Origin of the sequence: Microbulbifer discodermiae, from assembly GCF_040742695.1 — a bacterium.
GTDB lineage: Bacteria > Pseudomonadota > Gammaproteobacteria > Pseudomonadales > Cellvibrionaceae > Microbulbifer.
The window spans coordinates 94,785-114,709 of sequence record NZ_JBFLAB010000003.1 but is presented as its reverse complement, the minus strand read 5'-3'; the positions used below and the strand labels follow the sequence as shown (position 1 = coordinate 114,709).

Here is a 19,925-nt window from a genome sequence, read left to right as displayed (position 1 = left end):
TAGCAAAATCCTATAAAGCTATTTTTACTATATGATTATAAAAGTTGTCGGAATCAATCTCATTCTCAACTTATTTGTGTAGCAACATTATCACTCCGTCTTCAGGACTGCGAACGATGGCGCCCCCAGCCCTTTCAACCACCACCTAATTTGCTGCGTCCCCTTGGAGATACCCAACCTCCGGGCCGCCTCCGCATGCGCCAACCCCTGCTTGAGGAGCAGCTTTAGAGCCTCTGAGCGAAACTCTATTGAATAAGCCTTTCTGATAGTCATTACATACTCCCGATTGCCTATGGTAACAATCGGGGCTGTCTGGAGAAATCAGGCTACCCCAAAGTGAGAGGCTGGAGGTCGTATAACTCTCTACTTTTAGCTTTGGTTGATAATGGGGGGATTACCAATACACTCGCACAGCTGGGCTGTCAAAGCAGATACCTCCGAAATGATGGGGGTTAAGTCCACAGATCGGAAGTAGCAAGTTTACGAATTAATAGACTATAAGTTTATGGCCAGATTTTCGCCACAGGCCGTCAAACTGCCTTAAAAGTAATAGCCTATATTGAGATTGGTGCGAAATTCCACCCGATCACTCCCGGAAGCATCCGCGGAAGCCAAGCCGACACCGCCAGGACGGCCGCCCATGACGTTGAGGTTCCTGCCCCAGGTGAAGTCCAGCCAACCCATTACTGGCCAGGCAAAGAACTGAACTCCAAGAGTCGCCATCTGTGAATCATCCCAACCAGCCTTGTCTTTGAACAAATGGCTGTAATCGGAGTACAAGCGTAATTTTTTAACCGGCCCCAGGCTGCTTACAGGCAGATCGTAGGCCAGGTTGGCGACACCGATACTACCTTTTGCGGCCACCAGATAACTGGGCGTGCCGGCCCCGGCAAAGAGGACACTGTCTTCGCTGACCCCGGCAGGATTGTTGGGGTTGAAGGCGTAACGGATGCCCTGAAGTGCCAGTGTCCAGGGACCCCGGTGGATGATAGATTGAAGCTCTGCGCCCCAGTAGTCGCCATCGCCATCGCTGAGCCGGTTAACCAAGTCTCCCCGATAGGCAGACACCCCGAAGGTGCCATCCCAGCCATCCCCCTTGAATTCACGATTCAGGTGAAGGTTGAATTGATTTTCCTTCTCGTTGGCTTGTAGGCGGTTTGTCGGCGCCACAAAGGCGTCATCGACATCCTTGGCGTCGGCCATGTTGGGGGAGAAGCGGTTTTCTACCGGTATGGCTTTTTTAAAAGCCCCAAGCTGTATATCCCAATCACCGAATTCCTGGACGTATTTTCCACCGAGGGCACTGGAATGTCCCATCGCCAGATAAAAAGGAATATTGAATGTCCAGCCAAATTGGGGATAAGGTTGTAGGCCAAACGGCTCATAGGCCCAACCGAGCTGGAGCTGACGATCGCTGGAAAAACGATAACCTACATAGCCGTGCTCCAGCGAGTTGATTTCCTCATCATTGAGGTAGCGCAGGTAATAAGAAGCGTCGGCAAAAAAGTTGCCTTGATTGCCCTTGAGCTTGAGCGTGAGGGACTCAAAATCAATTTTGCCAGCACCACCTTTGCTGCTGGAATCCCAGTCTTCGTAGCGATGCTGCAGGCGTAAGGCTCCGCCGAGATCCAGGTTGGAGTCCACCGGGTCTTCTGTTGTTTCGGCAGCAACCGCGGTTTCGAACAAAAAACACAGTGCGACAAAAGTACTGCAAAGGTGCAAGGATTTATCAACTCTCATTATTTTAATCTCTCTCAGTTGTCTTTCTTTCTGTTTCAAAAAAGCTTCCGTTGCGGTGGGCCGGCAAACTTCAGTTCGCCGAAACAAGCCATGTCCACTTCTACCAGGGCTGGGCCAGCGTGGGACACTGCCTGGAACAGCAACTCGCTCGCCTGGGAAGCGTCACGAATTTGCCAATGTTTTAGCCCCATGGAATCCGCTAGAGTGGTAAACCGAGGCGTAAGCAAGGTGTTGTAGTACTGGCGGTCTGAGAAGTGATTGCGCTGTATGCCGCGCATCACGCCGTAACCGCCGTCATTCATGACCAGCAAGGTGAGGTCCAGATTTTCCTGTACCATCGTGGCGATCTCACCAACGCCAAGCATCAGGCCACCATCCCCCACCAGTCCCAAAACTTTGCGTCCAGGCTGTGCCACCGCGCTACCGATGGCCATCGGTAACCCCATACCGATGGCGCCCGCCAGGGAGTGAATGTTGGTGTTGGGAAATTCAATCGGCAGCAAGCGGCTACCCCAGGTGCTGCCAGACATGGTGATGTCGCGCACAAACAAGCCATCCGCGGGCAATGCCGCGCGCACGGCATCGCAAAGCACCGCATAGGGGCCCATCTGTGCACGAAGTTTTTGTTCCGCTTGAGCGATCGCACTGGAAATATCGCCGTCGTATTGACCGTCGGCCAAGCTCTCGCCGTCAAAACACTCCGCCAGCGCCGTAAGAACTTCGCCGCAGTCCCCCTCAATAAATTCATCCGCCCGATAGTTGCGGTGGCAAGCAGCCGGGTCGATGTCGATCTGCACCAGCGGTTCTGGCAGTGCCAGCGAATAGGTCTTGGTCTCGTTAGAGCGCAGTTTCGAGCCGGCGACGATCAATAGATCCGATTGTGCAAACAGCGCCTCGACCGCTTCCGCATTGTGAAAAGCGCGCAGGCTGCGGGGATGGCTGTCGGGCACTATGCCCCGTCCGTGGGTGCTGGAAATCACTGGCAGGCCCGCGTCCGCCAGGCGTCGCACGCCATCGCCTGCCCCCAAGGCACCGCCCCCTACCCACAACAAGGGCCGCGTGGCGTTGCGCAATCGTTGCGCCAGGGCCTGGACCCGACAATTCGCCAATGCCGGCGGCCTCGCCGGCGCCACAGGCGCACTTGGCAAAAATCCATCGAACAAGGCCCCCTGTAGATCGATGGGGATCTCCACACTCACCGGGCCCATGGGGGCGGTCATCGCCTCGCGAATTGCGCGCCGAACGATCGGCACCGCCTGCTCAGCGCTGGTCACTCGATAGGCGCCCTTGCAACAGGCGCGCAAAAAGCCCAATTGGTCTTGAGTCTCATGAATAAACCCGGCATCGCGGCCCAAATACTGTCGCTCCACCTGGCCGGTGATATGCAACAGTGGGGTCCCGGCGTTCAGAGCTTCCAATAGGGCCCCTACAGCGTTGCCAGCACCCGCCCCGGTGCTGGTAAGCGCGACACCCAATCCAGTCTGGCGACCGTGGGCATCCGCCATGGTGACCGCTCCCGCCTCACCGCGGGCAGGCACGAAACGAGGGCTGCCGCGACGGCCGAGGGCGTCTGCAATGGGCAGGTTATGAATCGAAATGACACCGTAAACTGCGCTCACGGCCTGCTGTTCCAAGGTGCGGACTAGCGCATCTCCAACGGTGATCTCTTTGCTCATGTTGTACTCATCTTTTGAATTTCGCCGCGCTCAGGGCAGCAGTTATCAGTCGCACCAGCCGATCGGGTTCGGATCGAGACCCAGGTAGATACTTTTCTGCTGCATATAGGCGAGAATGCCCCGCCGACCTTTCTCGCGCCCCAGGCCGCTCTCCTTGTAGCCACCGAAAGGCGTGGAGATGGAAAATTTCTTGTAGGTATTGATCCACACAGTGCCGACCTCCAGCTGCTCGGCCAGTTTTAGTGCGGCGCGGTAGTCTGCGCTCCAAATACCCGCCGCGAGGCCGTAAACACTGTCATTGGCCTGGGCCAGCAGGGACGCCTCGTCGTCGAAAGGCTGCGCGACCAAAACCGGACCGAAGATTTCTTCCTGACACACAACACTGTGATTTGGCAGCCCCTCGATTACGGTGGGGAGAAAGTAACTACCGCCGGCGAGTGCGGGATCCTCGGGAGGACAACCGCCCACCAATACACGCCCACCCTCTGCACGCGCACGCTCCACATAGCTGGCGACCTGCTCTCTATGCCGCTCACTAATCAAGGGTCCCACGTGAATGCCAGGCTTTTCCGGGTGCCCCACACGCAGCTGACGCGCCACTTGGCACAACTGCGTCAGCACCGACTGGTAGATACTGCGGTGGACAAACAACCGTGAACCAGCGACGCACGCCTGGCCGCCGGAACTAAAAATGCCGTAGGCGACCCCCTTGACCGCCTGCTCCAGATCCGCGTCTGCGCAGATGATGGTGGGCGACTTACCCCCCAACTCCAACGAGGTACCGATCAATTTATCCGCGGCGATGTGGGCCAGGTGGCGACCAGTAGTTGTGCCGCCGGTAAAGGAAATCTTGCGCACCAGCGGGTGGCGGACGATGGCTTCTCCGATCAAGCTGCCGCGACCCGGCAGCACACTCAGCAATCCCTGCGGCAGCCCGGCTTCCTGAAACAGTTCCGCTAGTTTTAAGGCCGCCAGTGGCGTGGCCTCGGCGGGTTTAAGCAACACCGCGTTGCCGGCAGCGATGGCCGGGGCGATCTTTTGCATTTCACTGGCGATCGGAGAGTTCCAGGGTGTGATGGCCCCTACCACCCCCAGTGGCTCGTACTGGCTAAACGTCATGAAATCCCCGTTGCGCGGGGTTGGCAGTTCGCCTTCAAGGGTCTCACAGGCAGCGGCGAAATAGCGCGCGGTGCCCGCCGCACTGGCCACTAAGGCACGTGTCTCGGCCAACGGCTTGCCATTGTCGCGGGTCTGCAGAGCCGCCAATTCCTCTACACGAGACAACAGCAAATCCGATACCCGCGTGAGGATGGCGGCGCGCTGGTGTGGCAATGTGGCTCTCCAGGCCGCGCTGCGCTGGGCGGCGTCAGCCCGTACCACCGCCTCTTCGACGTCTTCGACGCTGGCCGCACGCAACTCAGCATTAACCGAGCTGTCGGCGGGAAACTGAGAGATCAGCGGCGCGCCGCGCCCAGTGCGCCACTCGCCGGCAATAAAAATAGGCTGTATCCGGGGCTTATGCATAGGGTGACTCATTTATAGGGTAACTGGGTCCAGGTGGCGCTGACAGGCGCGCACCACAGATAAAGCGGCCAGCATGGACGTCTTGGGGTTGTCCTTCAGTGGCACGCCGCGGACCTCCATATTGAATTCACCAAAGCGCCCCACAGCATGGATGCGGTGGCTGTTGCGCTCGGTTTGAGGATCGACTGCCAATCGCACCTGCGTGGCCTCCATACCCACGCCGGCCAGGGCAATGGTGGCCGCTACGTTGGCGTTGGCGGGAAACAAGCGCGCCGCTTCACCAGCACTGCCTTGGTAAAAAACTGTTTTTTCCGTTACCCGATCCAAATCGATCAAGGTTTCCGCGTGGCTGCCGGCCCAGCTTCGGGGCGCCTTGCAGGACTCATATAAAACGCTGTCGAGACCGCCACTGCGGGCCGCCGCTAAGCCGTCCATACCGGCAATAGCACCCGTGGCGATTTCCAGGCGCCCTCCCCCCTCTTGCAAGGCTTGGTCGAGACGCCCACGTAAATCCGGATTCGCCAGGGCACCGCTGGCCACCGAAACCAGGGTGAGACCGCGGCGCAATAGTGCCTCGCCATGCTCCTCCAAAGCCGCTTGGCCGGCACATTCCACCACCAGATCCGGACGTTCATCAAAGTTATCCAGGTTCACCAACACCTTGGTATGGCCGCCCAGCTGCTCGCGAGTTGCGGCGGCACTGGCGACAGGCACCACTACCCAATGCAGGCGAAAGCCCTCCGGCAACAGTCGGTGTACTTCCCGCCCCATAGCGCCGTAACCGATCATCATTAATTTCTTGTCCAAGGGCTGGACTCCTCTCAGTTAAAAATACGGCGCCGTTATAGATGCCGGTTGAAACCACCGGATACATCGAGCGCGGCGCCGGTGGTGAAAGAAGCCAATGGCGACGCTAAAAACACCAGCGCCCGCGCCGCTTCTTCCGGCCGCCCCAGGCGGCCCATGGGGATGCCCCGCTTGGCCGCTATGGCGCTGGACCATTGCTCCCAGCTTTGCGATCGCTCGCCACGCTGTTCGAAACGCCGCCGCCATTGGCCCGATTCCACCATGCCGAGCAAAATCGAATTGACGCGAATGCCTTCCCCAATCAACTCATGGGATAGAGAGTGGGTTAAATTGAGCAACGCCGCGCGCGCCGCTGAAGTGGCGATCATGTGTGGCTCCGGCTGCAGCGCCAGCAGCGAGTTCACACAGGTGAGCGAGGCGATGTCGGAATTGCGCAGCAAGGGACGAAAGGCGGCCAAGGGATTCAGCACACCGAATAGTTTTAGGCGTGACTCGCCCAACCAAGCCTCCTCAGGGGTATCGTCCAAATGCGCTACAAAACCCTGACCCGCATTGGCAATCAACAGGTCGCAGCCACCAAAACGCTCTTTTACCGCCACAGCAAATTCGCGGCAGTCGTCCTCATTCAAAACATCACATGGCAGCGCCAACAGCTCACCGCTCGGGTAATCGCCCTCCAGCAACACACGCGCGTTTTCCAGACGCTCTTTGTTGCGCCCACAAAAGGCAACTCGCGCACCGGCGGCCAACAGCAGACGCACCGTCTCAAAGCCGATACCAGAGCTGCCGCCTGTTACCACCGCTACACGGTTGTCAATCGACAATTTCATACTGAGGTCCTCCCGTTGACAGTGGCGAACTTTTCCCGGGTGGCGAAGCCTCGCAAGGCAGCGGCGAACGCCAAAGGCGCGTCGATATAACAAGCGTGACCGGCGCCGCGAATTTCCCGATAAGGTAGAGACAGGTGCTGTGCCAATTCTCGCGCACCCTTCGGCGGGGTGATGGAGTCCTCTCCTCCGCACAGCACCAGCCCCGGAAGCACCAACGAAGTATTCAAATAGTTGGCGATGGCATCTTCCGCCAACATCCAACTGGCTTGCCGAAACCCGTCGATATTGAGTCGCTCAATGCCGGCCTGCACCTGGGCGATATCCTCCGTAGATGCATTGCGGCGCAGCAGGTGAGGTGCGCGCGCCGCGGCATAGGTCTCGTGGCCCATGTCCTGCAATTGTGTAAAGCGACTGCGATAGACAGTGGCCCTTTTCTCCTGTGCAGCGTACTGATAACCCGCTGCGGGGCTGGCCAGCACCAGCCCGGCGAGCCGCTCCGGATAGGCCCGCCAATAGGCGGCGGCGACCATGGCGCCCAGGGAGTGGCCCACCAAGACGAAACTCTCTAAGTCCAGAGCTTGGCGCCAGTCCTCCAGGCGCTGCACGTAATCGGCAGCGTTGGGACACGGGTTCGCCAGCGGCTGACTTTGGCCGTAACCAGGGGCATCCCAAGCCAGCAAGCGGTAGTCCGGCAGATGCGCCGCTAGCGGTTCCCAGGAGGCAGCACCGGAGCTGATGCCGTGCAGCAACACCAATGCCGGGCCGCGACCGCTCTCGCGGTAATAGAGCGGACCCGCTGACAGTTGCAAATGCTTTATCTGCACGAGGTATCGCCGCCTTAATTGCGCTTAATTTTGGAAAGCGGGTGATCTTCCGGGTAGGTGGGAATCTTGGGCTTGGGTGTGCCCAACATCACGCACATCAATGCCTCCTCTTCACTCTCGTTGAGCAGGCCGCGGTAGATACCCGGGGGAACCGATACTACATCGCGTTCTTGCAACACGGTTTCGGTGTAGTCATCACCATCTTTTAAAAACAGGCGAATCTGTCCCTTGAGTATGAAGAAGACCTCCTCTACATCATCGTGCACATGCAGAGGACCTTCACACTTGGAAGGCAATACCATGGTGGAAAAAGTGAAATGTTCCGCGGGGATAGTATTGGTATCCGTGGCAACCCCGGTGGCCCCAGTGCCGATATAACGCATCTGCGCGCGCCGGTACTTGGGGTCGAAATCTGCCTGAAATTTCAGCGCGTTCCAGTCGTAGGTACGGCCCTTGTAGCGTGCAACGCGACTCTCTATCCAGTCGGAAAAGTTCATGTCGGCGGGTCGATTCATAGTGGCGGATTGTGCGGTCATGGTTGTCTCCTCTATTTCAGGTTCCGGTAATGGCCGGGCGCGCTAGTAGCGCCGCACCAGCGGCAGTAGCAGGGCTCCGCCAATCAACGCCAGCAACGCCATAAACAACAGGCCGAAGTTCACGCTGCCGGTAAAGGCGATCAAGGCGCCAATGGCGACGGGCATAAAAGCGGAAGTGAGGTTGCCAAAACCGTTGGCGACACCGCCATAGCTCGAAATTTTGTCGGCGGGTGCCAGCTTGCCCACCAGGGTAAAGATGCTCGGCGGCACCATGCCCCAACAAAAGGTGCTAAAGGCCAACGCGGCGATTGCCAAAACACTATTGTCAAACGCCAACAGAGCGAGAATACCGACCCCAGCGAAGATCAGCGGCAAGGCGCACATCAACGCGCGGCGGTCGTAGCGATCCGACAGGCTGGCGCCGACAAACTGCCCCAAGAGCATGGACACAAAGGGGATCGCGGAAACCAGCCCGGCATCTCTCAGCTGCACACCGCGCTCCTGGGTCAAGTAGGTGGGTAGCCAGGAGTTGAGGCCCCACAGGTAACTGAGCAGGGCGGCATTGAACAGGCACACGGCAACGAATGGGGTGTTTGCCAGTAGCTCGCGACAAGCCGACAGGTAAGCTTTCGCACTGATCGGCTGACGGTCGCGCTGCTCGCCCTCGGGCGTTGTGTGATCCAAATGGAGCTGATTGCGAAACACCGCCCACATCAATAGCAGGATCGGTATCGTCAACAGTGCCATAGTGAAAAAGGTGGCGCGCCAGCCGAAGGTTTGCAAAATCTGAAACGTGAGGGGAAAGCCGATCATGGCGCCGATCGGGGTACCGATAATCCACAGCATGGTGGCACGGGCCTGTTCCCGTAGCGGAAAACTTCGCTTGACGATGGCGTAGGCGATGCCAAACAGCGGGCCCTCGACCACCCCCAGCACAATGCGCAGGGTGAGCATATGCTGGTAATTATCAACCAGCCCCATCAGCGCCATGATCAGTGCAGTCACGATCATAATGGCATAGAGGCAACGCTTAGGGCTGATAACGTCGGCGAGAGAACTGAGGAACATGGACGAGAAGCCATAGGAAATCAAAAATGCCGACATCAACCAACCGAGCTTAGTGGTGTCCCCCACCACCCCCATATCGGCCTGAAACGCCGGAATGGCCAGCAGCACGGCGATACTGATCTTGTCGAAAAAGGAGAGAATCACGCAGGTAAGCAAGGCTAGTGGAATGGCCCATTGCTTTGCACTGGTTGTACTCGTGGTTGGCGCCTTGGCCGACTTGTTAACCGCTATTATTGTCATCGTCTGGTCCCATGGTTGCTTTGCATACTCGTGCCGCGAATTGTGTCGCGGGCTAGCGAAGCTGCATCAGGTTGAAGTCGGGATTGGCGAGGAGACTGGCATCCAGCGCCAACCCGGTGTTTATCCAGCGTTTGCCTAACTTGATGGCGCGGGGCTGATCAAAGGCCACCATCTGCGCCAACCGATTGTCAGCGTCCAGGTAAAAGAACACGATACTTGCCGTTTCCCGCCGTACTACGCAGCGGCCATTAGCGACCGGCGTACCGAGAATTTGAATATTGCGTCCGCACTGATCAGACCAGAGCCAAGCGGGCTCCCGGTAGCCGACCGCTTGGCCCAACAGGGCGCGGGCGGCCACTGTCGCTTGATTTTGCGCGAAGGCCCAGGATTGCAGGCAAATACCCAATTGCGGATGCTGGGCCACATCGCCGGCGGCAAAAATATGTGGATCGCTGGTACGCCCCGCCTCGTCCACCAGCACCCCTTGGTCTGTGTCCAGGCCAGCGTCGCGGGCCAGCTCTAAATTGATTTGTACTCCAGTGCCCACCACCACCAGATCGAAAGATTCACTACTGCCACCGGCTCTGACATGAATGGCGGAAGGCGTTTGCGCCAGATGGAGGTCACCACAATCCAGATGTAAGGCAACACCGTTTTCGCGATGCAATTCGGCGATGGCCTCTGCCACTTCGGGGCCGACACTGCGCCCACACAAACCAGGTGCGCGCTCGAACACTGCCACCTCCAGCCCGAGAGCACGGGCACTGGAGGCAACTTCCAGGCCAATCCAACCGCCGCCAATCACCGCCACCCGGCGTGCAGTCGCCAGTCGGCGGCGCAGCACTTGTGCGTCATCCCAGCTTCGCAATGTCACCACCCGGTCCAACTGTGCCCAGTCAGCCACCGGCAGGCGTGCGCGGGCACCCGTGGCGATCAGCAGGCGTTCGTAGGACAGGCGCTCGCCGTCAGCAAGCGTCACCTGCCGAGATGCACGGTCTATGGCGACAGCACGTGCCGGGCGCTTCCAACACAATTGGAGCGCAGCCATATCCTCCGGCGAAAACAACCGCGGCAGCGGTGCATCGGCAGTCAAGGCATCTTTGGACAGGGGTGGGCGTTCGTAAAAATCATGCGCCTCTTCCGCCACTACGGTAATCGCACCGTCATAACCTTCGGCCCGCAGCGTTTTGCAAGCCCACCCTGCCGCTTGGCCGCCACCGATTACCAGAACCTTGTCCACCTCAAGACTCCACTGCTCGGGGCTTCTGGCGTCGGGTGTGGATGTCGATACCGCCCTCGACACCCCACTCGGTAAAAGATTCCAGCGAGTGCACCAGTTCCCTGGGGGTCCAATGTTCGGTCAGATAATCCTCGTTGGTGTAGTATTCAAAGGGGCCGCCCATTGGGCTGTTGACGTACCAAAAGTAGGCTGAAGACACTGGGTGGCGACCCGGGCCGATAAAGGTGGTCCACTGTTTGCGGTGCATCGCCAGTCCCCCACCAATCACTTCGTGGATATCCCGCACGGTGAAGGCGACATGGTTCAGGCCGGCCGTGCGACCAGGCAATTTGAGCAGAAAAATATTGTGGTGGCCGCCGCGCGCCTGCATACGCATAAAAACACCGCGATCGGTATAGCGGTCGGAAACATGGAAGCCCATTACCTCGCGATAAAAGCTTTCGCTCTCGGCCAGATCAGCGACAAAAAAAACTGCATGGCCAATGCCAATTGGCTCGGCTTTTTCATACACGGGACTGGGCAGGTCCACCCGGCGCATATCGCCCCACTGATTGATCGGCGGCACCTCCAGGTCCACAGGGTGCAAGGTGCTGGTTCGCACCATCAGGGTCAGGCCGTTGGGGTCGCGACACTGCAAGTGATCGCCACCATCGATAAATCCCGGTTGCCCTTGCATGCGCGCGCGCATGGCTTCTAGGCTTTGATGATCGACCACTCCCCAAGTGATGCGCCGCAGGGTGGAACCGGATTCAAAGGCGGGCGGCAACTCAGGCGCATTGAGATCTCGCAGCAAAATGCGCGCGCCGTCAAGGGTCTCAAAAGCCGGGAACTGCCCGTTACAATCCGCGGCGCGAGCGAGACCGAAGTCGTCGGCGAAGCGGGCGGCAGCCTCAATATCCTGCACACCAAATTCCAGTTCTTCGATTCCGATAATGCACATGGATTGGCTCCGATAAAGTAACCGTTTAGTTAAAAAGAAAACCGCCGTTCACCGGCAGCAATTGACCAGTGACAAATTCCGACCAGTCTGAGAGCAGATAAAGCACACTGCCGCAGACATCTTGCGGCTGCTGCTCCCGTTTTAGGGCACGCCCCTCCGCGTACAGGCGATGGCGCTCTGCGGGAACGTAATCAGTTGATTGACCGCGGACGAGTCCGGGAGCGATGGTGTTGACCCGAATCTGGCGTTCTCCCAATTCCCGAGCCATGGCACGGGTCATGGCGATCACAGCACCCTTGCTGGCCACGTAGGCCATCAGTTTTGGTGCGCCCCACAGCGCTGTATCCGAGGCCAGGTTGATGACGCTGGCACCCCCGGCTTTTTCCATCAACGGCAGGGCTGCGCGGGTGGTGAGCCAGAGGCCGCGCACATTCACTTGCATCACCCTGTCCCACAGCGCCAGATCGTAGTCTTCCATCAACGCGCCGCCGACATCGGTGGCCAGGGCGGCGTTGTTGACCAATCCATGTAGAGGGCCCCGAAGGCTTGCCATGGCCGAGTTGACCGCATCGGGGTTGCCCTGATCCATCAGCAGGGTCTCCACCGAATGACCGCTGCTGCGCAGCGCTTCGGCAGTGGCCACCAATTCCTTGTCGAGCAAATCGCTCAGAACCAACTGCGCACCCTCGGCGGCAGCCGCCTCGGCGATGGCACGACCGAGACCGCGGGCAGCGCCGGTGATTAACAAGCGTTTGCCCGCAAGAGACTGGCCCCGCATCAGTGCCCTGCCCCTTGGCTCGATTCGGCTTCAGCGCGCCGGGCCAACTGCGCTTTGGCAAGTTTTTGCATCACCCGCCGCAGGCGCTGCAAACCCACATCGTGTTCGTAGAGGTTTTCCAGATCCCGGGCGGCGGGGTCCAGGGCTTCCAGGATCATGCGATCCTGTTCCAGCACATCCCAATGCAGTTTTTCCAGTTTGGTGCGGTACAGGAAGCGCCAAGCCTGGCGCTGCCAGCCTTCTACTTTGCGAATGCGCCAAAAAAACACTCGACAGTGGTCGCGATCTTCCGGCACCGCCATACCCACGATCCAAAAGGGTCCGCCAGGGCCAAAGCACTTCTTATATGGAATGGACAGACGCAGCCACAGGGCGCCGCTATTGCCGTACTCCACCCAGTCGAAGTTGACCCCTGCCTGATCGGTTTTCTTGAACACAAAGCCGCTTTCGGTGGGCTTGAGTTCCATTTCCGCCTGGCGATTGCCCTCGGCCATAGAATGGGAATTGGCGTGCAGGTAGGTCCCGTGCATGGGATCCATCACATTGTCGACGGCGTACTGGTAGTTACAGCGCCAGCTGGCGACACACAAGAAATTGCTGTAGCTGTCGTCGCTCAATTCCCGAGGCAACTGCAATTCCGGAACCGGCTCCCCCTCGACGGTGGGAAAGTAGAGAAAAATGGCACCCTGGGTTTCAATCACCGAATAGCGGCGCTGGCACTTCTTGCCCACCAGGGGGCTGTTGTCCACCGCGGGAACGTCGCGAATGCGGCCCTCTCCGTCCACCTCTACGCCGTGGTACCAGCAGGCCAGCCTGTCCCCCAGATTCCAGCCCCGGGACAGACGTGCGCCCCGGTGCGGACAGCGATCCTCAATGGCACGCACAACGCCCTCTTTGTCGCGCCACAATACGATGTTCTCACCCAGTCGGGTGATGCCCAAGGGTTCGGAGCCAAGCTCCCAGCTGGCAATCACCGGGTACCATAGGGAACGCAAACCGGTGTCCAAATAATCGCGAACTGCCTGCTCGGAGGAAGAAAGGGTGTGCATAGTGAACCTCTTAATTGTTATGCCGCTGGTACCGACAAAGGCGGCTATTGCCCGAGCACGGTTAATTCGTTTAGCAAGGTCTGCTCGCTCCACAGGCAGCCCTGGCGATCCAAGCTCTTTTGCGTCTGTAGCGCCACAAGCAACTCTTCGAAGGTTTCTGCACCGCCTTCAAAGGCGCATTCCAGGGCTTCCGCCAGGGCCAGCTCAAAGGGCTCAGCAGGTCTTTCACGGGTCTGCCATACCCGATTGTCGAAACCGCCGGGCTGCTCTATCCGGCCCTGGCCGGCTTCGCTGGAAGGGATAATTTGGGCCCACTGCTTGAGCTGGGGGTTGAAGTTCTGCTCGCTCACGAATCGGACTCCTGGTTATCGGTCTGGATTTGAATGGCGTTATCGACGATCCGAATGGGGTAGGTCTGTAAACTCTTGCCCCCAAAGCCCACGTCGTGAATACACTTGCCACTTTTGATATCGAACACGGCTTCGTGTAGCGGGCACTCCACTTGGCCGTTCTCAACGAACCCTTGGGACAGCAGTGCATAGGCGTGAGGGCAGATGTCCTCAAGGGCGTAATAGGCCCCTTCCACTAGGTAAACCCCAACTTTCTTGTCGTTGATCTCTACCGAGCAGGGAAAGTCTTCCTGTATCTGTTCTTTTGTGCAGACAGTGGTCCAGCTCATGGAAATAAACCTCCGCAGAAAACTGAATCTGGCGCGTTATCTTTCGAATAGCCGGAGGTGAGAATAAGCGCCAAACAAATCTCTCGTCAATACTATATAGTATTTACATATACTGATTTGTTATTAAAAAGCAGGATTTATCTCTTTTTTGAGAATAGAAAAGAGGTAGATAGTCTGAGGCTCAGCAATGAGCTTTATCCTATTAAATTACTTTATGTGCGGTGAGTTTTACTATAAATATATTTATAAGTGATATATTTGTTTATTTCAGACTTTTAAAACAAAAAGTAAGTCAGGGCTTATCGACCAGCTTCTACGGTATTAATTCGGATACTGATCGTGTTGAAAAATTCAGGACAGTGAGGCTATGGCGAGGCCCAAAATGGTCACTTGGGGCGTTTGCGGACCGCTGACAATGCTACCCACTGGTGTTGAGCTAGGGCCTGTTGAAATTCGAAGAATTTCGATGCCTGGTACCGGAATATGGATGTTCCGGCAAAATCAGCGACGCCTAAGTCGTTGATTTTGGGAGAAAAGTGAAAATCACATTTTTTGCTTTTCGTGTTTTGAAACAGGCAGGATGCCTTTTTCAACAACCTGCTAGGCATTAGGTGAAATTTTCAGCCAAGTCACACAGTGCCTATAACCCACCCCCAGCGCAATCAGGCGTGGGCAACCAGGAAATTCAGACGATATTCATTGATGGGGATATGCATTACTTGCCAGACAACCGTGCTGCCACTTGTCAATTGATAAAGCGTTTCAAGGCGCATTCCCCAACTTTCCTCGGGCATTTCCGCATCAATCACTTCCCTTATTGGCCGCGGCAGACGAATACAGCCAACTTGGTTTTGCGCTTGAAATTTTTGTTCGCTGTGCAGCGTTTGCAATAGGGGTAGGATGCTCTCCTGTTCCAGTACCGTGCTATCCACTTGCATCAATTGCTCAGCGGTATCCGCTCGCAGATAGAGTTCCGTATGGCAATTAAAAACACCGTCGATGCGGTCTCGACGCACCAAATGTACATAGCCCTCAGCACAGGACCCCAGTCTGTCACTCCAAGGCCCCGATTTCTGTACGCGCTCCCGTTTCAATAACTTGACAAAGGTCAGCTGCACCATGGTGTTATCGGGGCGGAAAAAAGAGAAGATAGGATACCCTAGCTGGTGGCGGCGCTCGCTTTCCGCGACAAAGGTTCCCCGCCGCCGTTGGCGATAGAGATCGCCGGTTTCCACAAGGTTGTTCAGCGCTTTTTGCACTGTCCCCAAGCTAACGGGCAGCGCCGCGGCAAGTTGTTGCTCCGTAGGTATACGATCACCTTCGCTGAGAAGCCCTTCGGAGATCATCTGCACAATGGCATCTCGCAGGCACAAATATTTCGGCGATCTTGGGGCGAGTCGCAAATGGTCAGCGGTACGTTTGGCGAGAAGTTCAAGCATGGAATTGTGATTTATCGCGGCCACAAAAGAACAGGCAACCCTTTTTCTTGTTTGGTTGGCGCCTAGTTCGGAGCCACAATTATAGCGCACAGTGAAACGACAGGACGCAGGATACTCCGAGATTCCTTTCTCGAAGTATACAGTTTTTATAGACAACCCCTAAATTTTTATAGGATTGCCATAAAAATTTATAAGCTTTTGGTAAAATTTACACTTAGCCTATTTCAGCCAAATTTCCTTTGCTCTCCAGCCACAGCTTGCGATCCCCTGCGCGTTTTTTGGCAAGCAACATATCCAGCAGCTGGTTGCTGTCATCACCGGCATCCACATACAGTTGCACCAGTCGGCGGGTATTGGGATCCATAGTGGTCTCCCGCAGTTGCAGCGGATTCATTTCACCCAACCCTTTAAACCGCGTGACCTGGATTTTGCCCTTCTTGTTTTCCGCCGCTATGTGGTCGAGAACCCCCTGCTTCTCCGCTTCATCCAGCGCATAGTAGACGTCCTTGCCGATATCTATGCGATACAGGGGAGGCATAGCCACATAGACGTGACCGTTTGTCACCAGAGGGCGAAAGTGTCGCAGAAACAATGCACACAACAAGGTAGCGATGTGGAGCCCGTCGGAGTCGGCGTCTGCAAGGATACAGATTTTGTCATACCGCAACCCTTCCAGATTGTCACTGCCGGGGTCTACACCCAGCGCCACGGCGACATCGTGCACCTCCTGGCTGGCGAGAATTTCCGCCGAATCCACTTCCCAGGTGTTCAGGATCTTTCCGCGCAGCGGCATTATGGCCTGGAATTCGCGATCCCGCGCCTGCTTGGCGGAGCCGCCGGCGGAGTCCCCCTCTACCAGAAACAGTTCCGAGCTACTGGTATCACCACTGGCACAGTCCGCCAGTTTGCCCGGCAGTGCGGGGCCTTGGGTAACCTTTTTACGTGCAATTTTCTTAGCCGAACGCAGGCGTTTTTGCGCGTTGCTGACACACAGCTCGGCCAGCTTGTCCCCCTCCCCGGTATGCTGGTTCAGCCACAGGCTGAAGGCGTCTTTGGCCACGCCGGACACAAATGCAGTCGCTTCACGGGAGGACAGGCGCTCTTTGGTCTGGCCGGAAAATTGCGGTTCTGCAAGTTTGGCGGAGAGCACATAGCTGCACTGGGCCCAGATATCCTCGGGGCCAAGTTTGACGCCGCGGGGTACCAGGTTGCGGATTTCACAATACTCCCGCATCGCATCCAGCAGGCCGGCGCGCAGGCCGTTGACGTGCGTGCCTCCCTGGGCGGTAGGTATAAGGTTGACATAGGACTCGGTTGTCACTTCGCCACCCTGGGGCAGCCACTGTACAGCCCAGTCGGCCGCTTCACTGGTGGCGCTGAAACTGCCTACGAATGGCTCTGCGGGCAGTACCTCCCAGCCCTGATTGGCAGCGGCCAGGTAGTCAGTGAGACCGTCCTCGTAATACCACTGATCCGATTCCCCATCCTGTTCATTGATAAAAACCACCGTCAGGCCGGGACACAGCACCGCCTTGGCGCGCAACAGGTGGCGCAGATGCCGCACGGAGAATTTGATGGAATCAAAATATTTGGGATCGGGCAGGAAACGCAGGCTGGTACCGGTAGTGCGCTTGCCGCAGCTACCGATCACTTCCAGCTCCGAGGCCTTGTCGCCGTTGTGGAACCCCATCCGATAGATCTGTCCGCCCCGCTGGATGGTGACTTCCAGAACTTTGGACAGGGCGTTGACCACAGAAACCCCGACACCGTGCAGACCACCGGAAAACTGGTAGTTTTTGTTGGAAAACTTGCCCCCGGCGTGCAGGGTGGAGAGGATGACTTCCACTCCCGGACGCCCCTGCTCCGGGTGTATATCCACCGGCATACCCCGGCCGTCATCGCTCACCGACAGCGAATTGTCTTTGTGCAGCACCACTTCAATTTTCTTCGCATGCCCGGCCAGTGCTTCGTCGACACTGTTGTCGATGACCTCCTGGGCCAGGTGGTTGGGACGGGTGGTATCGGTGTACATGCCGGGGCGCTTACGTACCGGATCCAGCCCCGTGAGCACCTCGATATCTTCGGCGGAATAGTTGTCCATACTGCTTATTACTGCTGCTTAAATAAAAAATCGATTATAGGCTGACGATAACGCTCGTACCCGGCAAAGCTGTGATTGCCGCCATCCTCTACAGTTTGCCGCTCACCGCGGTAAAACACCTCCGCTTCGCGACAATCCAATGTCTCGTCGCCCCGCTGCGCAAGCAGCCAGTAACGACTCGTCAGTGGTTGCGGCAATTCATCTTCCAGTTGCTGCATAGTATCAACGTCGGCTTCGGTTAAGCGATAGTCCCGCGCCTCGCCGCTGTACGGAATCAGGGTCTGCCCCAGGTAGGCGGGCATAAACCGGGCGGGGCGAACGGCGGGGTTGACCAGCACTGCGGGAAGCCGATAGCGCTCGGCCAGCACCGTGGCGAAAAATCCACCCATGGAGCTACCCAAGAGCCCGACTCTGGAATCCGCATCGGCCGCGAAGCGGTCGTCGATCAGCCGAGTCAATACCGCCATGGCCTTGCCGGGGTGTGGCGACAACTGCGGTGCAGCGAAGGCGATATCGCTGTGCGCCCGCGCCAGCCAGCCGCACATCGACCGGCATTTGAACGACTGCGATGAAGACAGAAAGCCGTGCAGATAGATCAACAGCGGTGGATTGACAGATTGCTGGGCGGACATGGCCGCGAATTATAGCCCGGTCCTTGCGGGAGCAAAGCCCTTTCTCAGGCCTTTTCCGGCGCAATTGCAAACCATCCGCCGCCTATAGACGGCGCGCGGCGCGCCTTGTGTCCAGACTCACCGGCAAGCGACAGCGGGGTTATATACGTCTGCGGCGGGGTTTAACGCCCACCCCCATCCAGGCTGGCACCCAGGCTGGAAAAGGTGCGTCGCATGGAGGCGCGGGTTTCGGCCCAGAAGCTGGCGCTGGAGAAGCGCTCAAAGCGCGCTGAACCCAGCCCTCCCGCGCGCTCGCGATACAGGTTGCGGCTGCGGAATCGCATGACCAACTGGCCTTCCCGATTGTAGAGCCCGCCTGTCAGGGTGCCCTGGGCGCTGCTCCGGGCAAAGGTGCGCTGCAGACCTGTCGTCAGTTGCAGGGGGCCACTCAGGGCAAAATTCTCCAGTCGCAACCGCAGACGATAGTCCGCGCCGCCCGGATCTGTGGCCAGGCGCCCTCCTCTGGGGCCGAGAAAGCGCTCGTTAAACGCCCCCGCTGTCAATGATTGCAGTCGCGCCCGGTCACTGGGCCCCAGTTGGAGGTCCCCTTCCCCCAGGCGTCGGGGGCCGGTCTGGGCACTGCGCCTGTAATCGATGACCAATGGCTCGACGTACACGGAGGCACCGCTGACATCCAGGGCAAAGGCGGCTTCCACGCTATTCAGACCTGCCCCACCTGCGCGCGGCACCAAGCCGGAAGCACCGCTGCTGGCTGACCCGCCTGTCTCGGCGGTAGACGTGAGTTGGGATGGGGTTGTGGTGGTACCGCTCTGCTGGCAGCCACCCAGTAAGACCAGCACCGCCGTTAACAGGGGCACTGGGGCAATCAGGACCTTTATCATGCTGAACCTCAACTGCTCGGCACCGCAGACTTCATTGTAGGGCGGGGCGACGCCAGTCACAGCCCGCAGCGTCAGACCCAAGGGCGGGTATCACCTTCTAATAGCGTTGGCGATCAGTAACCGTCGGAGTCCAGATCGACGTCGTACTCGGCAATGGTGACCCTCTCAACCCCTGTGCGGTAGCTGCCGTCGGCGCTGAGTTCGAACCAGCGGTAGCCGGGCATGCAGTCGTCCACGGCAAAAGGACCACTGCCCGGGGTGAACTGGATCGAGGTTGAGGGGGTGGCATGCAGGCCACAGTGTTCGAGTCGGCTGTCGAACTGCTGGTGAACATGTCCCCACACCAGTGCGCGCACATTAGCTGCCTCAGTTACCATACTCAGCAGGCGCGGGGCACCCCGGCGCAACATATGCCCGTCGATCCAGTCACTGCCAACCGGCACCGGCTGATGGTGCATAAGGATCATTACCGGGTGATCACCACACTCGTGGAGCTGCATTTGCAGACGGTCCAGCTGATCGTCATTCAGACCGCCGCAAATCTGATTTTCCACGCTGGTGTCGAGTAATAACAACCGCCAGTTGCCCAGTTCAATGGCATCGGTACAGTGCCCCGGGGCAAGCTGCTGCATAAGCGCGCTGCGGTCGTGATTACCCGGCAGCCAGTACCAGGGCTTGGTGACCGACTGCATCTGCTGCAGGAAGCGATGATAAGCTGCACCGGAACCATTGGCGGTGATATCACCAGTGGCCACCAACAGGTCGGCCGAGGACTGATCCCGCGCTATGGCTTCCAGTACCTGACCCAGGGTGTAGCCGGTATCCAGGCCCAACAACTGGTAATCCGGCCGCCCTCCGATATGGGGGTCGGTAAACTGCACCAGACGATACACAGATCCGCTCGACGCTTCGCTCACTCTCTCACCATCCAGTCACTTCCC

Annotated in this window: 19 protein-coding genes and 1 pseudogene; all 20 read right to left on the bottom strand. The window is 57.9% G+C overall.

Annotation, left to right across the window (positions count from 1 at the left end; translation table 11 throughout):
* Positions 1-156: 156 nt before the first annotated feature.
* Positions 157-273 (bottom strand): annotated as a pseudogene (locus AB1S50_RS01885) (transposase); the annotation flags it as partial.
* Between the two features lie 267 nt (positions 274-540).
* The gene (locus AB1S50_RS01880; protein ID WP_367148680.1) at positions 541-1,779 is read right to left on the bottom strand and encodes a hypothetical protein; all 1,239 of its coding nucleotides are present in this window, start codon (positions 1,777-1,779) and stop codon (positions 541-543) included.
* Positions 1,776-3,416: a thiamine pyrophosphate-binding protein gene (locus tag AB1S50_RS01875; RefSeq protein ID WP_367148678.1), complete on the bottom strand. Its 1,641-nt coding sequence runs from the start codon at positions 3,414-3,416 to the stop codon at positions 1,776-1,778. The genes AB1S50_RS01880 and AB1S50_RS01875 overlap by 4 nt, the downstream gene beginning before the upstream one ends.
* Positions 3,417-3,461: 45 nt before the next feature.
* Positions 3,462-4,940 (bottom strand): aldehyde dehydrogenase, encoded by a 1,479-nt coding sequence (locus AB1S50_RS01870; RefSeq protein WP_367148677.1) that lies wholly within the window; start codon positions 4,938-4,940, stop codon positions 3,462-3,464.
* A 12-nt stretch (positions 4,941-4,952) separates the two neighbouring features.
* Positions 4,953-5,747: an aspartate dehydrogenase gene (locus AB1S50_RS01865; RefSeq protein WP_367148676.1), complete on the bottom strand. Its 795-nt coding sequence runs from the start codon at positions 5,745-5,747 to the stop codon at positions 4,953-4,955.
* A gap of 35 nt (positions 5,748-5,782) precedes the next feature.
* Positions 5,783-6,577: an SDR family oxidoreductase gene (locus AB1S50_RS01860; protein ID WP_367148675.1), complete on the bottom strand. Its 795-nt coding sequence runs from the start codon at positions 6,575-6,577 to the stop codon at positions 5,783-5,785.
* Entirely contained in the window at positions 6,574-7,401 is an 828-nt protein-coding gene (locus tag AB1S50_RS01855; protein ID WP_367148673.1) for an alpha/beta fold hydrolase, read from the bottom strand. Before AB1S50_RS01855 ends, AB1S50_RS01860 begins: the two co-directional genes overlap by 4 nt.
* A gap of 14 nt (positions 7,402-7,415) precedes the next feature.
* Complete coding sequence (locus AB1S50_RS01850; RefSeq protein ID WP_367148672.1) at positions 7,416-7,937, bottom strand: cupin domain-containing protein; 522 nt, start codon at positions 7,935-7,937, stop codon at positions 7,416-7,418.
* Between the two features lie 42 nt (positions 7,938-7,979).
* Positions 7,980-9,245, bottom strand: a complete 1,266-nt coding sequence (locus tag AB1S50_RS01845) for an MFS transporter (protein WP_367148671.1) — start codon at positions 9,243-9,245, stop codon at positions 7,980-7,982.
* 52 nt (positions 9,246-9,297) lie between these two features.
* Positions 9,298-10,485 carry an NAD(P)/FAD-dependent oxidoreductase gene (locus AB1S50_RS01840; protein WP_367148670.1) on the bottom strand — a complete coding sequence of 396 codons (1,188 nt, stop codon included), beginning with the start codon at positions 10,483-10,485 and terminating at the stop codon, positions 9,298-9,300.
* Between the two features lies 1 nt (position 10,486).
* Positions 10,487-11,425 carry a VOC family protein gene (locus AB1S50_RS01835; protein WP_367148669.1) on the bottom strand — a complete coding sequence of 313 codons (939 nt, stop codon included), beginning with the start codon at positions 11,423-11,425 and terminating at the stop codon, positions 10,487-10,489.
* A 25-nt stretch (positions 11,426-11,450) separates the two neighbouring features.
* Positions 11,451-12,203, bottom strand: coding sequence for an SDR family oxidoreductase (locus AB1S50_RS01830; protein WP_367148668.1), 753 nt, complete (start codon positions 12,201-12,203; stop codon positions 11,451-11,453).
* Complete coding sequence (locus tag AB1S50_RS01825; protein WP_367148667.1) at positions 12,203-13,252, bottom strand: Rieske 2Fe-2S domain-containing protein; 1,050 nt, start codon at positions 13,250-13,252, stop codon at positions 12,203-12,205. Before AB1S50_RS01825 ends, AB1S50_RS01830 begins: the two co-directional genes overlap by 1 nt.
* Positions 13,253-13,296: 44 nt before the next feature.
* Positions 13,297-13,602, bottom strand: coding sequence for a recombinase-like helix-turn-helix domain-containing protein (locus AB1S50_RS01820; protein ID WP_367148666.1), 306 nt, complete (start codon positions 13,600-13,602; stop codon positions 13,297-13,299).
* Positions 13,599-13,931 (bottom strand): Rieske (2Fe-2S) protein, encoded by a 333-nt coding sequence (locus tag AB1S50_RS01815; protein ID WP_367148665.1) that lies wholly within the window; start codon positions 13,929-13,931, stop codon positions 13,599-13,601. The genes AB1S50_RS01820 and AB1S50_RS01815 overlap by 4 nt, the downstream gene beginning before the upstream one ends.
* Positions 13,932-14,593: 662 nt before the next feature.
* Positions 14,594-15,460: a GntR family transcriptional regulator gene (locus tag AB1S50_RS01810; protein WP_367148664.1), complete on the bottom strand. Its 867-nt coding sequence runs from the start codon at positions 15,458-15,460 to the stop codon at positions 14,594-14,596.
* Between the two features lie 124 nt (positions 15,461-15,584).
* Positions 15,585-17,471, bottom strand: a complete 1,887-nt coding sequence (gene parE / locus AB1S50_RS01805) for a DNA topoisomerase IV subunit B (protein WP_367148663.1) — start codon at positions 17,469-17,471, stop codon at positions 15,585-15,587.
* Between the two features lie 8 nt (positions 17,472-17,479).
* Positions 17,480-18,103, bottom strand: coding sequence for a YqiA/YcfP family alpha/beta fold hydrolase (locus AB1S50_RS01800; RefSeq protein ID WP_367148662.1), 624 nt, complete (start codon positions 18,101-18,103; stop codon positions 17,480-17,482).
* Between the two features lie 161 nt (positions 18,104-18,264).
* Positions 18,265-19,065, bottom strand: coding sequence for a hypothetical protein (locus AB1S50_RS01795; protein WP_367148661.1), 801 nt, complete (start codon positions 19,063-19,065; stop codon positions 18,265-18,267).
* 32 nt (positions 19,066-19,097) lie between these two features.
* Positions 19,098-19,901: a phosphodiesterase gene (locus AB1S50_RS01790; protein ID WP_367148660.1), complete on the bottom strand. Its 804-nt coding sequence runs from the start codon at positions 19,899-19,901 to the stop codon at positions 19,098-19,100.
* Positions 19,902-19,925: the final 24 nt, after the last annotated feature.